Source organism: Acinetobacter sp. SCLZS86, from assembly GCF_021560715.1.
Lineage (GTDB): Bacteria > Pseudomonadota > Gammaproteobacteria > Pseudomonadales > Moraxellaceae > Acinetobacter > Acinetobacter towneri_A.
Window position 1 is genome coordinate 2406064 of sequence record NZ_CP090864.1, and the last position, 19373, is coordinate 2425436.

The window sequence follows — 19373 nt, forward strand, 5'->3', positions numbered from 1 at the left end:
GTTTCAACAGATGATGAACAGTTCTGCCCATATTCAAACAACGCAAGCAAGCCGTATCGCCAAGCGTCTACTCAACCACTGGAAACATAAATTTGACGTTGCAGAAAGCGCAACCCAATACCAAATTATGATGCCAAGCGCCACAATTCTGCTTACGCCTCAAACACATGAGCTTGTGGTTGAAATTCAGGTAAAAAAGGCTGAAACAGATTTAAGTTACCTCGAACAAGTCGTGCTTGACCATTTAAGCCGTATGGGGCAAACAGAATTGAGCGCGGTTTGGCAACGGCACTAACTGTTTCATGTTAAGGCGCTAAACGCTGCGTCTGTTCAAAATCTTTAACCGCTTGAATACGTTTTTGAGTTGCAGGATGGCTTTGCAAAAAATCCAAAGGGCTGTTGGCGGTGTCTTCACCTGCATCTTCTGCCAAACGCTCCAGAAAATGAGCGAGATGAATGGTTGGAATGCCCTGAGCGTGCATCGTATTTAAAGCATAATGATCGGCTTCAGATTCAAAATTACGTGAATAATTTGCCCCCACGAGCGCCACAGGCAAGGTCGAAACTAAATCTGTACCATCTCCTGTAATCGCGAGCAAAATAATACTAAACCCTAAGCTGGATAAAGCTTGTTGCAAGCTGTGTCTTTCTGCCAAATGCCCTTGTTCATGTGCCAAAACGCCAATGATTTCCTGATCATTCTGCGCCAATTTCACCAATTCATCGGTCAAAATAATAGTGTTATTCGGAATTGCCAAAGCATTCGCTCCTAAGCGATCACCTTGTCTAAACAGCACTTTGGCAGGTGTATCTCCTGCAATGAGCTGTTGATAATCTGCCAAAATTTTCTGCTGACGCGCTACGGGGAGCTGACTTGGCGCTGTCATATCTAAAATATAACGCTCTGCTTCATCACCAATTTGATTTAAGGTGTTCGCAGGCAACTGAAAAGCAACGTATTTGGATGCACTTGGGATGCCCCACTGCACTGTGACAAATACCATCAACGACACAAAAACCAGACTAAATACTATCAGACTTGGCGTGCGTTCCAATTTCCAGATGGAATGCTGCACCTGTTTATTTCGCAGTTGAAACCACTCCGGCAAGGCTTGGGAAAATTCAATACGCGCATCATCTTTGAGTTCAATGACAGGTTGAATTTTACCTAGTGCCCCCACCAACATCATGTCTTGATAATGATAACGTCGTTGTTGCTGTAAATTTTCACCATAGCGGATGAGTACCGACTGAGCATCTATAGGAGAGATTTTGGCTGCCCATGGTTTAGACACCACACCATCATAAAACACCACATCCACGATCTGTGCCGCCATCTTCATCTCCTACCTTACAGCGATACATCAATATCAAAAATATCACTGATTTCTTCTGCTAGTGCGCTATGTTCAGCTTGCAGTTGATTGATCATCAAATCTGGATCATTTTTTAAATGTAGACTTAAAGACTCAACCTGATAACGATATAAACGAATAGCTGCCCATGGGGTCATTAAACCCAAACTCAGGACTTTCACAATCCAATTGGTCACCACAATCCAAGTATAGTGCCACTGCCCACAATCGGTCTGAAATTCACTACGACTGATACTGGTATTGTTCCATGTAGTGATAAAAATTCGCGCCGACATTAGTGGCCAAATTAAAAACAACCCCAACAGATAAACCGCTAGAAATAACCAAACCAACTGCGCAGGATTACGACTCAACTGTCCTGCCAAAGCCAACATTATCCCGACTGCAAGCAAAATGCCAAAAAACAAGAGAACAGGTATATACATCGCGCGCATATATGCTGGCCAATCTGCTTTCAGCTTAAATTTAAGCTGTCCTGCATATAAATGGTCCAGGCAATAACGCTTATACATCCACACCAACACAGGAAAAAATAAGCCCAATGTAAACAGATTAATCACGATACATTTTAAAAATACCCAATAGGCTTCTTTGTTACTGCCTGAAAAATAAAAACGCGCATTGCCAAATTTACTATTTCGCGCCTTGAAACGGATGGTCGCTCGAATCAACCACGGCACAGCCAAATATAAAACCACCACGCCAATAACCATGGCTTTGACTGAATAATTGGAAATCACCGAGATCACCACATAAATTCCGATGGCAATTAAACGTCCTAATAAAATTTTATGTGGGATACCCGTGAAATCAAAACGACGTTTGATTAATTCGGTATTGCCATAAAAGTAGCGCAAACGACGTACTTTTGCCCATGGTGCATATAACCCGAGGGTTACAATCATCAACAAAATATTGACAATCCAAATGCCAAAATACTCTGAAGCGCTACCATGAAATTGAAAATGATGAATCCGTCCAAGTAATGGATTCCGTGCGGGCGGTGTTGTAGGCTCCGCTGGAAAAAACGGGGAAGATGGCGTTACTTGTTGTGGTGAATCCCACTCTGAATTGTGCATGTGATGCCTTAGTTATTTTATTGTGTGGTCGTTATTTTACCCAGACGCTCAAACCCAAATGAGTAATCTTTCCAAATGGTAAAAAACAAGTGTCCACCATTCTAATAAAAAGTGAACAACTTGCCTAGAAAAGTTTAAAAATCAATGTGTAAAATTGAGTACTTGGCTTAGTCTGTTTGCAATTGCACCGCATGGAATTGTAAATGCTGATCTATAAAGCTTTGAATGAAATAATAGCCATGATCATAACCTGCATGTTCACGCAAACTCAGTTTTTGCCCAACTGCATCGCAAGCTTGCTGAAATAATGCAGGATTGAGCTGACTATAAAATTGGTCTTGCAATCCCTGATCAATCAAAATTTCACTGAACAATGCACCTTTGGCCCGCACCAAAGCAGTCGCATCGTGCTGTAACCATACTTGCTGATCTGTACCTAAATAATTCGAAAATGCTTTTTCACCCCACGGGCATTGGCTTGGTGCACAAATCGGAGCGAAAGCAGACACGGACTTAAATTTTCCAGGATATTTAAACGCGAGGGTCAATGCACCATGACCACCCATACTGTGCCCCATGATGCCAACGTGCTGTGCCTGAATTGGGAACTGTTGCAGTACCAATTGATAAAGCTCATCGGCGACAAACGTTTCCATTTGATAATGTGTCGCCCACGGTGCTTGTGTCGCATTGATATAGAAACCTGCACCCTGTCCAATATCCCAATGGTCGCCTTTAGCAACACCCTCACCACGTGGTGAAGTATCTGGACTCATCAAGATTAGTCCCAATTGTGCTGCCATGTGCTGCGCATGTGCTTTAATCGCAAAGGTTTCTTCGTTACAAGTTAAACCCGCTAAAAAAAATACCGCAGGACACGCCTGCCCAGCCAAAGCTTGTTCTGGTAAAAAAATGCCAAACTGAGTTTCAGTCTGTAAAGCATTTGAATGAAAACGATAAATCCGTTGCTCACCCTCAAAACAGCGGTTGCTCTGAATTAACTCCATCACCCTCTCCTCTTTGGCTTATTGAACAGGCTGCGCACTCAATTGAATTTCTGCAGATGTTGCAACACTTTTTTGTGGAAACAAACGCTGCTCTAATTGTGGCAACATCAATTCCATATTTTTACCAATTGCCCATTGCGGCTCTGAAGGCTCAAAACCTTGCGCTTGCTCCCACTTGGCCACAGTCACTTTGGCTTCATTAAAGGCATTGGCAAAAGAGTTTTGTTCACGCATAGCCTGATCAAAAAAGGCACGGCCAAAATAGGTATAGTCAGCTTCGTTTGAACAGCCAAACGACTCACGATCTGCTGCCGATGCAGTAATCACCAAGGTATTATCATCTTGCAAGGCTGATACAAAGCTACCTGAATAACAGGCTGAAATAACGATCACACGCCAACGAATACCTGATTTATCCAAAGTATCACGCAGCCATTTCGGATCGACCTGATTTAAGTCGAGTGGCGCATTTTCAATTTCAAAATGATCTTTTAAACCGTGTGAGGTCATATATAAAAACAGCACATCACTTTCACGGTTCATGCGTTGCCCAATACGGCGCAGCGCCAATTCAATACTGGTTTGCGAAGCAATTGGAATTACATTGCGGGTCATTGGGTTATTAATGAGCACCATCGAACGCCCAAAAGTGCCAAAACGAGTATCAAACTGTTCACGAATGCGCTCAATTTCAGACATAAAAACGTCTTGATAGCTCGCCCCTGCAACCCCTAAGAAGTACCAATGCGATTGGGCAAATTCCCCATATTGAATACTGTCTAAAGCTTTATTCAGTACACGGCTTTGTGCATAAAAAGCTTCTTCGCTTAAACTTGGTGGAACTTCTTCAACTTTCCAAATAGGCTGACTTTTCACTGACATTTGCCAAACCACCAAAGTGAATAAGGTCGCCAAAACAATCAGTGCACGTTCCCACCACGGCCAATGTAGCTCACGTGAAAACACCCACACCACGGCCAAGCTTTGCCAAACAAACAGCACCATAAAAATGGTAGGCAAATAGTCATACAACACATACGGCAAGACATCCATCATGCCCATGTATTGAATCAAGCTTTGTAATAAAGCAACGTGAGTATCTAATACCAACCACAACAAAGCAGGAACTAATAATAATCGCGGGTTATTGACACGCTGAGAAAGAATAATTCCGACAATTAAGGCAATAAAGGGCCACAAGGCGTAACTGACCAAACCCTGTGGGTTAAATTCACCCACTTCTCCCGCCACCAACCAACTGAATAAGGTATTGGCAAGACCGCCTAAAATCCCCCAAAAAATCAGTTGTAAGATAGAAGGTCGAATAATTTGTAAAGAGCGTCGCGAACCCAAAAATAACCAAACGCCCGCGGCTTGGTTGCTTTTAAAATCGTGCCAAAAATTAATGGAGGGTTTGAAGTCAATCATAGGATTCTGTTAATCGCAGCTCGCGTTTCCACACTCCAAGTTTATGCTTGTCGTTGTAATTATCAATTGTCAATTTTAACTATATAACAAATCTTTGCGCATTATAGAAGCATTGAACGCCTTGCCACTGCTTTAGTGGTAGAAATCTACCCGTTGTTCAAATTTGCTTGGAAATAAGCATCAAATCGGCAAGCATCGCCCTGCCATTGATGTGTAGTTTCCTGTCCCGCCAAAAATACGGCCAAACGTGGACGCTTCACCACAACACGTTTGGCAATTTGCTGTGCTAAGCCTAATAAATGATCACCCAAATCCATTTCACCATCTTCAGGTAACAACAAATGTAATAACTGCATTTGTTTTTTGACTTGAGCCTGCTTTTTTTGTGCCTGTTGATGTTGATCTCGCTGCGGAAACATCGGATCTAAATACACCACATCAACGATTTTTTCCTGCGTCGCACAGTTGCGTAAATAATCTGCTGAATCTGTAAAAACCAACTGGATACGGGCAACAACATTTGCTAAAAAAGGATCATCTGCGGCTTGACGTTTCGCATCTTCCAACAAAGTAAAAAGAATCGGATGACGTTCCAACAACGTGACCTAAGCACCCAAATGTGCCATGAGTAAACTGTCATGTCCTAGCCCTGCCGTAGCATCAATCAAACTTGGTTTTTCCGACAAATTACAGGCGCGAGCAATCATTTCCGATTTTAAAGAGGCACGTTTCAACCGCCCAATTTCAGCTTTCCAATCGGGTTGCATTTTCATGCCATGGGCACATAACCACAGCCCTTCAGCATCGACACACAATGCCAATTCAGGGTTCAAACGCAAAAAACGCGCATTGAGTTTTTCTACTGTTTCAATACGCGTTTGCACGCCTCTAGATAAAAGCACAGCAGAATAATGCTGTGCTTGAGTGAGACACTCGGCTTCAGTGTATAAGCGAAGTTCGCTTACCATAGTTTCCAGCCTGTGAATGCGAACAATAAAATGATTAAACCTGAAGCAATACGATACCAAGCAAAAATCATAAAATCACGTTTCGCAACATAAGCCACCAATGCACGGATCAGCAAAAGTGCGGAAACAAATGAAACAATAATCCCTAAGCTGAGTACGGTCCAATCTTCGGTGGTTTGGAATACATCATAGCTTTGGTACAAGTCGAGTAAGCCTGCACCGATAATGACTGGAATCCCCAAAAAAAAGGAAAACTCAGTTGCCGCTTTGCGCGATACACCCAAGAACATTGCGCCAATAATAGTTGCACCTGAACGCGAAGTCCCCGGAATCAGCGACAATACCTGAATTAGACCAATCCAAATCGCATCTCGATAAGTTAGTTCTTCAACCTCATGGGCACGTACTTGTGGTGGATGTTTTTCAATCCACATAATGATAAAGCCGCCAATAATCAAACCAATCGCTACAGCAACATCATTAAAGAGTAATTCTTTTACAGTCTGTCCAAAGGTCAATCCAATCAGAATAATTGGAATAGATGCTATGATCAGACCAAAGCCCAAGCGTCGACCTTTTTCTTCGCCTGTAAACATACCTGTGGCTGCGCCCCATAGACGTGCCCAATACTCATATATGACCGCTGCAATTGCCCCCATTTGAATGGCAATTACAAATACATCGCTTTTTTCTTTGGTCCAAAAGTCCATTAGCTCTGCAGCTAGAATCAAATGTCCTGTGCTAGAAATGGGTAGAAATTCGGTAATCCCTTCTACAATACCCATAATTGCTGCTTTGAGCAGCAGTAAAAGATCCATAAATAACCCTAATTATGCCTTGCCTTGTTCTGGAATTTTTTTCCAAGCATTGTCACGTAAATAAACAGGCAATGCTTGTTCTGCGCTGACCCATTGCTGTTGCTGTGCACAGACGCGTGCAATAGTAGCAATATCTTGTGCGGTTGCACTTAAGCCTTTGTATTGTATTTGTTCTTGATCAATCAGACCTGCACCAGAACCGACCAATTGAAAGCGTACCACCTGTGCAGCATCGCTATAATTCAATAATTGTTCCTGATCAACCGCCTGCATAATCCCTTGTGCATCTAGCTCATAACTGGCGATATACACTTCATTCATGCGTGCATCCAACACAGCAGTAACTGCAGTTAATCCTTCAAGACGATAAGCCGCTTGCGCCAATGCCTGCAAAGTCGATACAGGAATTACAGGCACATCATGTGACCACGCCAAAGCTTGCGTCACTGCCGCATTAATTCGCACGCCACTAAAAGAACCCGGGCCACGACTAAAGGCAATTGCAGTTAGCTCGGCCGTACTGATTTGAGTTTCAGCAAAGCCTTGCTCAATCATCGGTAAGATGGTTTGCGTTTGTGCTTTTGCTCGCGCATCTAATTGAAAAAAGAGTTCCTGTGTTTCATCTACAATCGAAACGGAACACTGCTCATTGGCAGTTTCCAATGCCAGCAATTTCATGCACAACCTTCAAGAATTAAATATCAAAAATTGGCGTTATGATACTCCACTCCTGAAATTCAAGCGAGGATTTACATCCCTTAGATTGCAATTCCTGCGTATAAAATTCTATGTAATTACAGCGAAAATATGCGTTTGACTGAACAATGCAAATTCAATTTTAAAGTGTTGCAGGCTCTAGGTTTACAAAATGCTGAAAATGTTCAGCATAGTGCAGCGCACTCATTTTTAAACGTGCTTCTGCTGACTCATCCAATGTCTTGACCACTTTCCCAGGAGAGCCCATCACCACAGAATTATCAGGAATCACTTTCCCTTCAGGAATTAAAGCATTCGCACCAATAATACAGTTTTTACCAATCACCGCATGATTCAGCACCACTGCATTAATACCTATCAGACTGTTATCTCCCACGGTACAACCATGTAACATCGCCTGATGTCCAATAGTCACATAATCACCAATCTGCATTTCAATCCCTGCATCGGTGTGCAACACAGCATTTTCCTGAACATTGCTAAAATTACCCAATTTGATTTTGCTGTTATCGGCGCGCACCACAGCCCCAAACCAAATGCTGACTTTCTGCCCCAACTCAACCTGACCAATGACTGTGGCATTATCCGCTACCCAACCATCCCACGGTTGCTGCATTGCTTTAGGCGCATATCCTTTAAATTTATACAACATGGTTCCTTCCTATCCTCACATCAAAATTTTTCTATTTCTTAAATGTTGGTGAATTTAACAAAAACGGCCATTCTTTACGATAATCCAAACCATATTCAAATAAAGACACTAACATCCGCGCTGTTAAACCCCAAACCACTTCATCTTCAACCTGCATACTAGGAAAATATAATTTTTGTTGTGCAAAGCTCACTTCATAGGGCGTTGGTGGCGCTTCCATCAAATGCTGTAAAGAGGCAAAAAAGATGCGATCAATTTCTGAAGGTTGTGGAATTAGTTCTACTTTTGGGGGAATCAGCCCCACCACAGGTTTGACTAACATTCCATTACGGGCTTTTTGCATGGGCAAATCGCCAATCAACTGCACTTCAAATGGATTTAATGCAGTTTCTTCCTGAGCTTCGCGCAATGCCACCACAATATTACTGGTATCTTGCGGATCGCGTTTGCCGCCCGGAAAAGACACCTCACCCGCATGATTATTGAGTAGGGTAGAACGGCGGGTTAGCAATACCTTAGGATCAGACTCGTCGGTAATGGCAATCAATACCGCTGCATGCGCTTCCATGAACGTTTTAGAAAAGCGCAAACGTTGCTGTAATAGATGCGTGAGCGAATGATCAATCATGCCTTATTATTCTCCTTGTCTAAGTTTTCATCATAGCTGAAATAGATAGGCAATAGATAGAGAGGATGCCAAAGTTGAAATTTTAAGTTATTCTGAGAGTTCCCTTTAACAATGACGATCACTATGAACTTTTGTGGAAATTGTGGGCAAAAAACAATAACGAAAATTCCGCTTGGCGATCAGCAATTACGTCAAGTGTGTAGCGCATGTGGCAATATTCACTACGTCAATCCAAAAGTCATTTGTGGGGCACTGGTCGTTTGGGAAAATAAAGTATTATTGTGTCGTCGTGCAATTGAACCGCGCTATGGTTTGTGGACTTTACCTGCAGGCTATATGGAAATGTTTGAAACCATGGAGCAAGGTTCTGCCCGTGAAACCCGCGAAGAAGCCGAAGCTGAAATTGAAATCGAACAACTTTATTGCATGTATAACATTCCTCGGATTGGGCAAATTTATGTGCTGTTCAAAGCTCAATTGTTGAATGGTCAATTTGGTGCGGGTGAAGAAACCATCGAATCACGTTTGTTTAGTGAAGATGAAATTCCGTGGTCTGAATTGGCGTTCCCAAGTGTAGAACGTACTTTACAGCACTACTTTGCAGACCGAAAAAAAAATCATTTTACGATTCATTTAGAAACCTTAGGTTCACGTACCGATCACACGGGTTAAAAACCCCACATGATGTTCATTTGAATCAACCTGAAATCCTAATAATAAATAGCCCACTCTAAAGTGGGCTATTTTCATCACTATGTCACCTAAAATGAATGTTAAATACGCACTTTATTTGGGTTATAACACTCAGCAACATCTAGACTTACAGCTCCACCTTGAGCTTTCACCAAAGCTTTATCTGCATCGGTTGCTAAAGTTGGGTTCTGAGCCACGTAAGTTGCGAGTTGCGCATGATAAATATTGCTCCACTTCACTGCTGAGCCATTAAAATCAGACAAAGTAATACGGGTAGAGTTGGCAGCAACTAAATTGCCTATATTAGCGCGTGCACCCCCCACCACTTGACCATTCCCACCTTCAACCGCTTCAATTTTGGTATTCAAACCAATGACTGCGCCATCAAGTTTATTAAATTTTGGATTGGCTAAAATCATACGCAAAGTGACTGCTTTATTGTCAATATCGGTTGCACCTAACACACCAATACGGTATTGCTGCACACCATTTGTATCAACATATTCAGCAGCAGACTGACTAATTGCAGCACATTGACCAGACATATCGGTTGCTGTGGCATTAGGTGCTATATCTGTACGAATATTGCCATCCTCATCTAAAACAATACCTAATTTGATGGTATCTGTAGTCGTTCCACCATCAAAATTAAAGGTCAAGGTTGCATAAATTGGGAAAATATAGCGACTGCCTAAAGGTACATTTTTCTGGGTTTTAAAAACACGATTATCCAAAAAGTTCACAGAAAAGAATTTGTAGGCATCAAAAGATCCTTTGAACTGATCGGTGCCTATAGTTTGTTGCCATTGACCATAATCTGCAGGATTTGCTGTTGTAGATTTGGTCAATAATTTATAAAAACCTTCCGTACCCGCAATCAAATAATCATTGAACACCTTACCTTGGGTAATTTTAAAATCATCAGCCGCATTGTCATTCACACTAAAATGGAATGGCCCCTGAATACGTTTATTCAATGGGTTGACCCATGTAGTTTGTGGTGCTGCCACCATACGATCAGGACGAACTTTACGAATCAATTCACCGCTCACAGTTAAAATTGGATTGGTGGTGTTTGCAGACACTGCACCTTTCCATTGCATACCATATCCAAAGGTATATCCAGAACGGTCTGTGATCAGCTGATACTGCCCAATGAGGTGTTTCAAATCTGCGACCGTAGATTTACAGTCTGCCAAATTACAGCCATATAAACCTTGTGGCAATTGTGAATCTTCTTTGGCTAAAATTGGATAGTTAGCTTGATAAGATGCCGAGTTATTCATGTAAACCAAGGTGTTTAATGCTTGATAAGCATCATCTTGAGACACCAGTGACACATCTACCCATGGGCGTAAAATACTGGCATAAGCCCCGGAACGATAGTCACCAACCTCAACGGACTCAGCAATATTTGCCAATTGTTCTTTTTTAAGGGGCGTAATTGTTAAAGGCTGAATATCACCTGCAATCGTTCCTCCACCCTCAACAGAAAGTGCTTGTAGCAAGCGTACAATTGCAGTCGCAACCTGTATTGTTTCGTCGCTACTACTCAAACTCGTTGCTTGGCGTCCTGTTAATCCACGTGCCATATCAAGCACACTTAAACGTGGATAACCCGCACCTGCAGTACTGACCATTCCAATATCTGACAATGATACTGTTCCTAAATCAATATATTGATTGGTCTTTTCCTGAATAAAGAAGTGGACTTTATCTCCTTCACTACATTTACCTGTTGCCGCATTACTTTTTGGCTCAATCATGGTGATGTAGGTTTTACTGGTATCACTGCTACAGGTAAAATTCAAACCATCCACAGGATAATCCAATGCAAATTCCACGCAATTTTTTGCTGTACTGGCACAACTTCCGTTGATATACGCCACAGCATTCGGCTCTGGATTAATATTGGCACTTTCTCCACCACAGCCACTCAATGCCGCCATCAAAGCTGTCGTTGCAAAAGGTAAAATATGTCTTGTTTTCATCCTGAATTCTCTTATTGTTGTTAGCGTATCGCAATGAGTTTTAATTGCCCTTGGTTACTGAGCGCGCGATGTTCCATATCCACTGCAGAAGCCAATGGCGTTAATAATACATAGTGGCTATTTTCTGGAAGTTGCAGCATACCTTCAATCACCTCATGTCGTAAGACATTGCCTGCAGTATCCTGATTTCTAAAACCACCAGCACCTTCAATCACACAGCCTTTTTGATCCAGAAAAACCACAAAAGGCCAATAAAAGGTAGGTTGATTTTGCTTCATGGCATAAGATTTAATTTGAATGTTTTGGATGTTGCCTTCTAACTTCACCAACTCATAATCAAATTTTTCAGTTAAGGGGGCTCTAGGCCACAAATTTAAATCTTGTTGTGCTTTTAAAGTTTTAGCCTTATTTTTTTTTCTTTCAGCAAAACATTGCTGCCCCAAGCCCTCTATCGCTTCAGCTTGATTAACACGATAATAGTCTGCAGCCAAAACAATAGCTTGAGGCTCAGCAACCAACTGCTTTTTAAATAATTTATTGAGAACGGAACGGCTCACACCACGTTCACGTTCGAGCACTTGCATGCGAGTACCACCGCCATTTTTTGTGTCAATCATGCCTTCTGGCATACTGTAAAAGCGTTTTTTCCCTTCTAAATTAAATTCCTGATCTTCCAAATACTCACTTTTAACATATTGTTCACCCGCCATCTCCATAAAACCCGTTTGTTGGGCAGATGCATGCGATGCTTGATCTGGTGTTTTTTTAGAGACAGTCACTGTGGATGGATCAATCGTAAATGGCTGAGGAAGCTGTTGTAAACTTTCTAGCACAGATGGTTTGACCGCAACTTCGTTAATCGCTGCTTCTTTTGCCAATCCTGTTTGATGAACGGATTCCGCACTAGACATTTTTTGTTGCGCTACATTTGGCTCAGTGTGTGATGCACGCAATGATGAGTTCTCTTTGCTTTGACTAGCCTGATTTTGTGACATAGCGGATTGTTCTGAGATATTCGGCTTAGACAAATTCAGTTGCTTGCTCGCCTGAACAGAAATATTTTTAGATACCTGCACAGATGTTTGAGCAGGTATCTGCTGTGCTTGATGCGCCTTGTCTTGCTTAAGCTGGTCTTGTTGTTGGTTTTCTTGTAGTTGCTTTTGTTGGACTTGCTTTTGCTGTTGTGCAGTTTCCAACGCCTGTATCGTTTGCTTTTTTTCTGCAGCATTACGCTGCACCACAATTGGACGACCATCTGGTCCAATAATAGTGTAAAACTGATTCGCGTAACACACCGATCCCATACTGAAAATCAGTGTGAGTATCGACTTTGAAAATAAAGTCCGTTTTATTTTCCGTACTGAACTTACCATCGTGTTCTATAACTCAATCCAAGAATTGTAATTTTTGTATCCGTTTTCACATTCAAACCCGCATAAGGGTTTAACAGTAAGTTATTTACACCTTCCTTATTGGCTAAGCTACTGGTATTGGCTGGAATTTTATCCTTGCTTTGTAAAAAGCCGATGGATAAATCGAGGTCTGTATCTGCATCAAAACGATATCCCACACCTAAACCAAATAAACGTGCATTATTAATTGGTACCATGGTGTTACGTTTATTGTCAGGAATCGCACTACCTCGTGGTTCATAACCCGCTCGCAACTTTAAACGATCTGTGGCTGAATATTCGATTCCAATACCCCAGCTCCACGGAGACTTAAACTCTAAAGGCAAGGCCAAACTGTCATCAGATACGTGCTCTGAAAGCAATTTTGCAATTTTTAATGCTGAGATTTGGCGATCAAACTCAAATTTGAATTTATCCCAGGCTTTATAGTCAGTCCAGCCCACATCAAAATTGACTTGCAAATCAGGCATGACTTTATACTTTATCCCCGCTTGAAAATGCGCAGGATACTCAAAATCCATCGAAACCAAACCAGACTCACTGGCAGGAATATAACTTGGGAAACCTAAAATTGCTGCTAAAATCTGCCCTGTTGGTGAAGACATCAAACCATTAATTAACTCACGGGGTGCTTTAGAATTATCAATATGATATTTGCCCTTCAAGCGCATTTTGGCTGCACTCTGATACACCATACCAAAGCTAAAATCTTCTGTCGGTTCCCACAAAATGCCTAAGTTATAACTCGGGCTTAAGCTTTGCTCAACCGCCAGTTGCATTTGCCCAAAACGGGAAAATGGATTCATGCCTTCTTCGGCATTACAAATCCCGAGCAACAAAATATCGGTGATGATATTGGCGTTTTCTTTAAATGGCGTACAGACCACTTCATCCACCATACGCAACATCCCAATCAACTCATTCGGGAAGCGCAAATCGGTATTCATGGCAATGGCTTGGTAAGACATGCCAATTGATGCACCGACTGACAATTCATCATTGACTTGGTAGGCGATAGATGGAGAAAGATAGGTGATACGCTCTAAGGCAACCTGTTGTCCCATAAAGTTACCAGGGTTACCATTTTCGGCACCAAAGCCCGCAATCAGCGGTGCATATAATGCGGTAGCAAAGGTCACTTTGGAACCAGGTGGATTATAAGCAATACCGTTGGTTGGCGCGGCCAGCGGCATGCCCTTACCCAAATCGACAAATTTTTTCAGAATCGGGACATACAGCGTTGGATATTCTACATCGGCTTGTACAGTACCTTTAAAATCGGTACAAAAATCGGCCAAAATTTCTGGTCCATCATTACACACCACAGGGTCATCAGAATAACCAAATACGTCATAACCTGCTGGAACAGAAAGCTCACGCTGTACATCAAAATGTGCCAATACCCCTTGCACATCTGTTTGCAAACCTTCAATTTTGGTCAGTGCGGCAGGGTTAAAGTGAATCGCACTAATGCCTGGAGGGTCTGCGGTTACAGCATTCCCCATAGTCAAAGAACGAATATCGACAGATAAGTTTTGTCCGAGCTGCGCAAAAGCAGCCCCTGAACAGCCCGACAGTATAATTGCAGTCACTAACGGGCGAAGTCGTATCATTTTCATGCGACTAGCCTCTTAGCGAATTTTTTTACCGAAACCGAGAATATCCAATGGGAATGATAAACCAAGTGATACGTCTGGCGCGTCTTCGGTCAGACCGATTCCTACCGTACCATTCACAATGGTTTCAGGTGAAACGCGCACACCTAATGAAATAGCTAAAGTCGAACTGGTTTGGTCTGCAGGTGAATAGCTTTCACCTGAACGATAAGTAAACTCCGAACCTGTATTGAAGCTTTGCTGATAAGACATGGTCATCGACACATCATAGTTAAACGAATAAGCAAAACCAAAAGCAAAACCACCACTAATACCTGGCTCAAATTCTTCAATTATACGGCTACCGCGAATTTGATTTAGACCGCTTTCTTTAAAACCATAGTTGGCTGAAGCAGAAGCAAACAATACAACAGGGTCAATATACTTACGCGTACTTGCACCAATGCCTGCAGAGTAATAACCCTTACCTGTTGATAAATCTTTAACAGGATTAATCTCATAAGGACTATCCCCCGTTTTGGTCGATAAATTCGCGAATAAAATTAAAGGTAAACGCCCCGCTTTTAATGGGAATGGCTCCCAACGTGCGCCTAAAGAAATATCCCCCAAACCTGCTGCAGTAGCATCCTTTAATAAATCTGACTTTGCAACTAATGGTACAGAAGCAGATAAAGTTAAATTGTCACGCAAACCATATTGTGCAGTGAAAGTATTGGTTAATGCATGGGACGCATTTTCTTGCACACGAAGCTGATACAACTGACCTTGAGCCATTTCAAGATCGAGCTGCGTATCACGATGATAGGTATAATCAATATCATAATAAGATGAAATTTCACCTTGTTTCATAAGGGAATATTGGCGTTCATTCGAGGTAAATACTTCTTCTAAATTCGCCTCTTTGGTTGCATCGCCCTCTTGCTGTTGCAAAGCAGATGATGCTGCTTGTGCGCCATTTGTAGCCGTTGCAGCAACAACTGCACTATTCGTTTCAGCACTTGTCTCTGCAGTAGATGCTGCTGTATCTGAGACTTCTGCCTGTTCAGCTGTGGTTTCATATTCCCCTAATTGCGGCTCCTCTGCGGCATAAGCCACCCCAAATACCATTTGAATACTGAGAGCCAATAAGGTTTTATTCATCCATTTACGATCCATGATTTACCCCTTCCATTTTTTATTTTTGTATTTCGTGAACAACTGATTATTTGTTTTTGTAGTAGAGTCTTAAAAAACGATGCTCGTACTGTCCGTAATTTTCAGAATCTTTATTTACATTACGTTCCAGACGTATCGTTGATGCTTTATCGGCTATTTTTTCCATCGCAAATTGTGGATATTGAATGTCAACAAAGGCATAACGATTCACTGTTGCATCTTCCACATGACGTAAATCTGTTTCTTGTAATGCCAACATACTTTGACGATGTTGCGGTGCGACATTAATTAGAAATAAAGTGTTATTTTCCCAAACTTCTTTAAAGCGTTCTTCATCAAAACTGATATTGCCTAATGCAGGGTCTGCCACATAGACACGTCCATTTTTATATGCCTTATACACCACAAAATGTTTAAAACCTGCATAGGAAATCGGCACAATCGCAGGCTGTCCTTGTTTCACTAAATCCGAAAATTCCCCGCGATATCCGCCACTTTCAAAGCCTAAAGCTGCGACAAAGCGCTTCATATCCAATAGTGAAAAACTACGACGTTCAATAATTCGTTCGTATTCTCCATAACGCAGCAAGCCACTCATGGTTTGTTGCTCGTTTAATTGTGTTCCAACATAACCATTCAGTAAGGTTGTTAAAGCTGCAGAACCACAACTGTAGTCATAGGCTTGACGCACAATGCCACGGAATTGATCTTCTAAAGCAGGTTTAATTTGCACAGGTTCTCTATGCATACGGGTAAATGAATTATTTCTAGAATCCAAAGTTTCTGTGTAACGCACAGTTTCAGGATGCTGTTCTTTTAAATCAAAGGCTTGTGTGGCAGCGTAATAGATCAATGCCGAGCCCAAAGCGATCTCTAACATATATTTTTACTTTTTAGTTCTCGGCAATACCTGCCTAATATTTTTATTTTAGAGTTTTCACTCTACTTCCTTGTATTTAGAAAGATACTCGTTTTATAGAAAAAGAAAAGGGCTTTCTATATTTTTTTGCGAACTCATCAGTTTATTTGTAAAAAAAAGCGCGTGAATTCACGCGCTTTTTCAGTGTTTAAATTAGTGACCCGAAATGGTGATAACAGCACCCTTCGTGTAGCTACCCTGAGAAGTACTGTAGTAAGTTTGAAGACCTTGAACTTCCATATCACCAATAGAAGCAGCAGTACGACTACCTAAATGGATACCTTTAATATATTGGTCTTTGGCACCAGTGTCATTGCTTACAATGCGAATATGTGCCGCCTTACCAAGAGTAGTACTACCGCCAACATAAGCATCATTAAATACTTGTATATCTTGATTTAGGGTCAAATCTTTACTATCTGCATCTGCAATTTTAATGCTTTCAATAAAGATTTCACCCGCTTCCTTCGTTGTCACAGCTGTTGGATTGCCACCAACATTTACAGAACCAACTGCTTTGCCTTTAGTTGAGTTGTCCAAAATACCTAAGTTTTTAATTTCTAAACCACCCACCATTGTGGTATTCAATTTAATCATGGCACCTTGTGGCGCTGCACCCAATTGAATATTGGCATCCATTTTACCTGTTTTTAACGTTAAGCCAGATAAAATTGCATTATAGTTAGTATCATCATTACCACGGCGGATAGAGGTCGTACTTGTATTTTCAGCATTTGATGCAGAGACACCAATTTCACCAATCTTGATATCTAAGCCAGATACTTGAGCTGCAACATTAATAAATGCTCCACCAGCAGCAGTATCACCAGCATCTGTATCAATGACTAAATCTGCTAAATTACGAGAAGTTAATAAGTAAGCACCATTATTATCATAGTTCGCACCAATCACAATACCATGCTTTTCATTTGCATCCCCAGAAATACCATTGCCTTTAATAACAATTGCAGCAGCTTTGTTTGTGCCACCTAGAGAACCGATAACAGCTGGTGTACCAGGAGTTACAACATCACCATTCGCATCTAAGACAGGAGCAACTGCTGCTTTGGCACCATCACTAACCAAACCATCATTATCATGGATTAAAAGTTTTTCGATTTCGATTTTAGAAATACCAATCCCGATGCTTAAACCATCTTGACCAGTAGTTGCGCTTAATGCAGTATCATCCATTGCCTGCATTGCCATTGCATTTGTCGTTAACGCGATTGATGATACCAAAGCAAGTTTAGTAAATTTTTTCATCTTGTTACTCTCCCGAGAGTATTATTTTTTTGGTTTTACCACTCAGTGCCAGTGATTGTGTTTTTATTTGATGAGGACAACACTGACACACATTCCTTGAGTAGCCGGTTTGCACATACAAAGGTATATCTGAGTTATTTTTTGTTCAACTGCTGTTGGTCGCAATCCACATCTTACCGACAAACGGTTATTTGCTTTTTATCTGCTGCAATCATGTAAAATAGCCTTTTAAAATCTCTCAGCTGTTTACGCTTTATGTCCTATCCTACTCATTTTAAAAAATTATTCTGTGAACCTGAATATGAGGCTGCAAGAATTTTACAAGCTTTGGCAGCACTTTCACATTGTATTTATTTGCAAAATAATGGAAAGGCACGTATTGCTTTTTTGGCTGAACGCTATTGTGTGGAACAAAACCATCAACATTTTTACTTTCAAAAAACGGCATTGGATCAATATGAATTAAGTCCAACTCAATTAGATTTAACAGCTCATCTCGGTGCTTTAGAAGATGCTGACACCGCCCCATTTTGCAGTGTAATGGGGTTTGTTTCGTATGATGCTGCAGCACAGCAACACATCAATATGCAACCCCGTCCCCAGCCAAGTATTTTTTTAGGTCAATTTAAAAGCTATTTACAGCAAGAAACTGATGGCTGGTATTTTTATAGTTCAGACGATGCTGCTACTCAAATCTTTGATTTTATTTTAAATTTATATACTCAATCAACCATAATTGAACAGTTCCAATTAAGCCAAAAGTGTCAAGCACGCTGGAATTTCACAGATTACCAACGCGCCTTTCAACATGTTCAAGACTATATAGTGGCAGGAGATTGTTATCAAATTAATCTTACGCAAGAGTTTAGCGCTGAGGCTCAAGGTCAACTTTTAGAGACTGCAGCTCAGTTTTGGCAACTGACCAATGCACCTTATGCAGGTTATTTACGTATTGGTGATTTTGAAATTTTAAGTTGTTCGCCCGAACTCTTTATCGATTTTGAGGAAAATCGAAAAATTACCACAAAACCCATTAAGGGCACGATGCCACGTTATGGCGATCCTGAATTAGACCGACAATCGAAACAACAATTAAGTGAGTCTGAAAAAGATCAGGCTGAAAATGTGATGATTGTAGATTTATTACGTAATGATTTAAGTGTTTATGCCGAAACTGGCAGCGTCAAAACGCCAAAGTTATTCAATATTGAGTCTTTTAACCAAGTGCATCACATGGTCAGTGAAGTGACCGCAACACTAAAAGCCGAGATGAATCCTTTTGATGTGTTGATGTCTGCCTTGCCAGGTGGGTCAATTACAGGCGCACCGAAAATTCGTGCCATGCAAATTATAGATGAACTCGAAGGTGCAGCACGTGGCGCCTATTGCGGCTCTATGGGTTATTTTGATGCCGATGGAACGGGTTCTTGGAATATCCTGATCCGTTCTATTCAGAAATATCAGCAAGATGTTTCATTATGGGCTGGTGGTGGCGTCACGATTGCATCTGTTTGTGAAGCAGAATATCAAGAATGTTTTGACAAGGTTTCAGCGATGTTGGACTTATTGAACCGCTGGTACAAACCTGCGCAATAGCAGTAAAAATAAAAAAGCGAGTGAATTCGAAACTTCACTCGCTGCTACGATA

Annotated in this window: 17 protein-coding genes and 1 pseudogene; 3 read left to right on the plus strand and 15 right to left on the minus strand. The window is 41.4% G+C overall.

Annotated elements, in window-relative coordinates; all coding sequences use genetic code 11:
- The first annotated feature begins 13 nt into the window (after window positions 1-13).
- Window positions 14-295 carry a DUF2218 domain-containing protein gene (locus tag LZP46_RS11550; RefSeq protein ID WP_236095218.1) on the plus strand — a complete coding sequence of 94 codons (282 nt, stop codon included), beginning with the start codon at window positions 14-16 and terminating at the stop codon, window positions 293-295.
- Window positions 296-305: 10 nt separating this feature from the next.
- On the opposite strand, the gene LZP46_RS11555 is transcribed toward LZP46_RS11550, so the two are convergent.
- From LZP46_RS11555 to LZP46_RS11595, 9 genes and pseudogenes are all read right to left on the minus strand, one after another.
- Window positions 306-1337 carry a M48 family metallopeptidase gene (locus LZP46_RS11555; RefSeq protein ID WP_236093909.1) on the minus strand — a complete coding sequence of 344 codons (1032 nt, stop codon included), beginning with the start codon at window positions 1335-1337 and terminating at the stop codon, window positions 306-308.
- A 14-nt stretch (window positions 1338-1351) separates the two neighbouring features.
- A complete protein-coding gene (locus tag LZP46_RS11560) occupies window positions 1352-2455 on the minus strand; it encodes a YjgN family protein (RefSeq protein ID WP_236093910.1) in 1104 nt (367 codons plus the stop codon).
- Window positions 2456-2622: 167 nt separating this feature from the next.
- Window positions 2623-3462: an S-formylglutathione hydrolase gene (fghA, locus tag LZP46_RS11565; RefSeq protein WP_236093911.1), complete on the minus strand. Its 840-nt coding sequence runs from the start codon at window positions 3460-3462 to the stop codon at window positions 2623-2625.
- An 18-nt stretch (window positions 3463-3480) separates the two neighbouring features.
- Window positions 3481-4890 (minus strand): C13 family peptidase, encoded by a 1410-nt coding sequence (locus LZP46_RS11570; protein WP_230245280.1) that lies wholly within the window; start codon window positions 4888-4890, stop codon window positions 3481-3483.
- Between the two features lie 146 nt (window positions 4891-5036).
- A pseudogene (locus tag LZP46_RS11575) lies at window positions 5037-5858 on the minus strand (class I SAM-dependent methyltransferase).
- Window positions 5852-6676 carry an undecaprenyl-diphosphate phosphatase gene (locus LZP46_RS11580; RefSeq protein ID WP_236093912.1) on the minus strand — a complete coding sequence of 275 codons (825 nt, stop codon included), beginning with the start codon at window positions 6674-6676 and terminating at the stop codon, window positions 5852-5854. The pseudogene LZP46_RS11575 and the gene LZP46_RS11580 overlap by 7 nt, the downstream one beginning before the upstream one ends.
- Window positions 6677-6688: 12 nt before the next feature.
- On the minus strand, window positions 6689-7354 hold the full coding sequence (tsaB, locus tag LZP46_RS11585) for a tRNA (adenosine(37)-N6)-threonylcarbamoyltransferase complex dimerization subunit type 1 TsaB (protein ID WP_236093913.1): 666 nt from the start codon (window positions 7352-7354) through the stop codon (window positions 6689-6691).
- 160 nt (window positions 7355-7514) lie between these two features.
- Window positions 7515-8045 (minus strand): gamma carbonic anhydrase family protein, encoded by a 531-nt coding sequence (locus LZP46_RS11590; protein WP_236093914.1) that lies wholly within the window; start codon window positions 8043-8045, stop codon window positions 7515-7517.
- Between the two features lie 31 nt (window positions 8046-8076).
- The gene (locus tag LZP46_RS11595) at window positions 8077-8673 is read right to left on the minus strand and encodes a CoA pyrophosphatase (protein ID WP_004975226.1); all 597 of its coding nucleotides are present in this window, start codon (window positions 8671-8673) and stop codon (window positions 8077-8079) included.
- A 123-nt stretch (window positions 8674-8796) separates the two neighbouring features.
- Here LZP46_RS11595 and LZP46_RS11600 point away from each other — a divergent pair, with 123 nt between their 5' ends.
- Entirely contained in the window at window positions 8797-9345 is a 549-nt protein-coding gene (locus LZP46_RS11600) for an NUDIX hydrolase (protein WP_236093915.1), read from the plus strand.
- Window positions 9346-9446: 101 nt separating this feature from the next.
- Here LZP46_RS11600 and filF read toward each other — a convergent pair whose 3' ends face one another.
- The 6 genes from filF to filA all read right to left on the minus strand — a co-directional run bounded on the left by filF (window position 9447) and on the right by filA (window position 17725).
- On the minus strand, window positions 9447-11357 hold the full coding sequence (gene filF / locus LZP46_RS11605; protein ID WP_236093916.1) for a putative pilus system protein FilF: 1911 nt from the start codon (window positions 11355-11357) through the stop codon (window positions 9447-9449).
- Window positions 11358-11377: 20 nt separating this feature from the next.
- Entirely contained in the window at window positions 11378-12661 is a 1284-nt protein-coding gene (gene filE, locus LZP46_RS11610) for a putative pilus assembly protein FilE (protein ID WP_236093917.1), read from the minus strand.
- Window positions 12662-12723: 62 nt separating this feature from the next.
- Window positions 12724-14388: a putative pilus system OmpP1/FadL family transporter FilD gene (gene filD, locus LZP46_RS11615; protein ID WP_236093918.1), complete on the minus strand. Its 1665-nt coding sequence runs from the start codon at window positions 14386-14388 to the stop codon at window positions 12724-12726.
- Window positions 14389-14400: 12 nt separating this feature from the next.
- Window positions 14401-15540, minus strand: coding sequence for a putative pilus system protein FilC (gene filC, locus LZP46_RS11620; protein ID WP_236093919.1), 1140 nt, complete (start codon window positions 15538-15540; stop codon window positions 14401-14403).
- Window positions 15541-15586: 46 nt separating this feature from the next.
- Window positions 15587-16420, minus strand: coding sequence for a putative pilus system C39 family peptidase FilB (filB, locus tag LZP46_RS11625; RefSeq protein ID WP_236093920.1), 834 nt, complete (start codon window positions 16418-16420; stop codon window positions 15587-15589).
- 192 nt (window positions 16421-16612) lie between these two features.
- A complete protein-coding gene (gene filA / locus LZP46_RS11630) occupies window positions 16613-17725 on the minus strand; it encodes a putative pilus system protein FilA (protein ID WP_236093921.1) in 1113 nt (370 codons plus the stop codon).
- Window positions 17726-17980: 255 nt separating this feature from the next.
- Here filA and pabB point away from each other — a divergent pair, with 255 nt between their 5' ends.
- Window positions 17981-19321, plus strand: a complete 1341-nt coding sequence (gene pabB, locus LZP46_RS11635) for an aminodeoxychorismate synthase component I (protein WP_236093922.1) — start codon at window positions 17981-17983, stop codon at window positions 19319-19321.
- The last annotated feature ends 52 nt before the right edge of the window (window positions 19322-19373 follow it).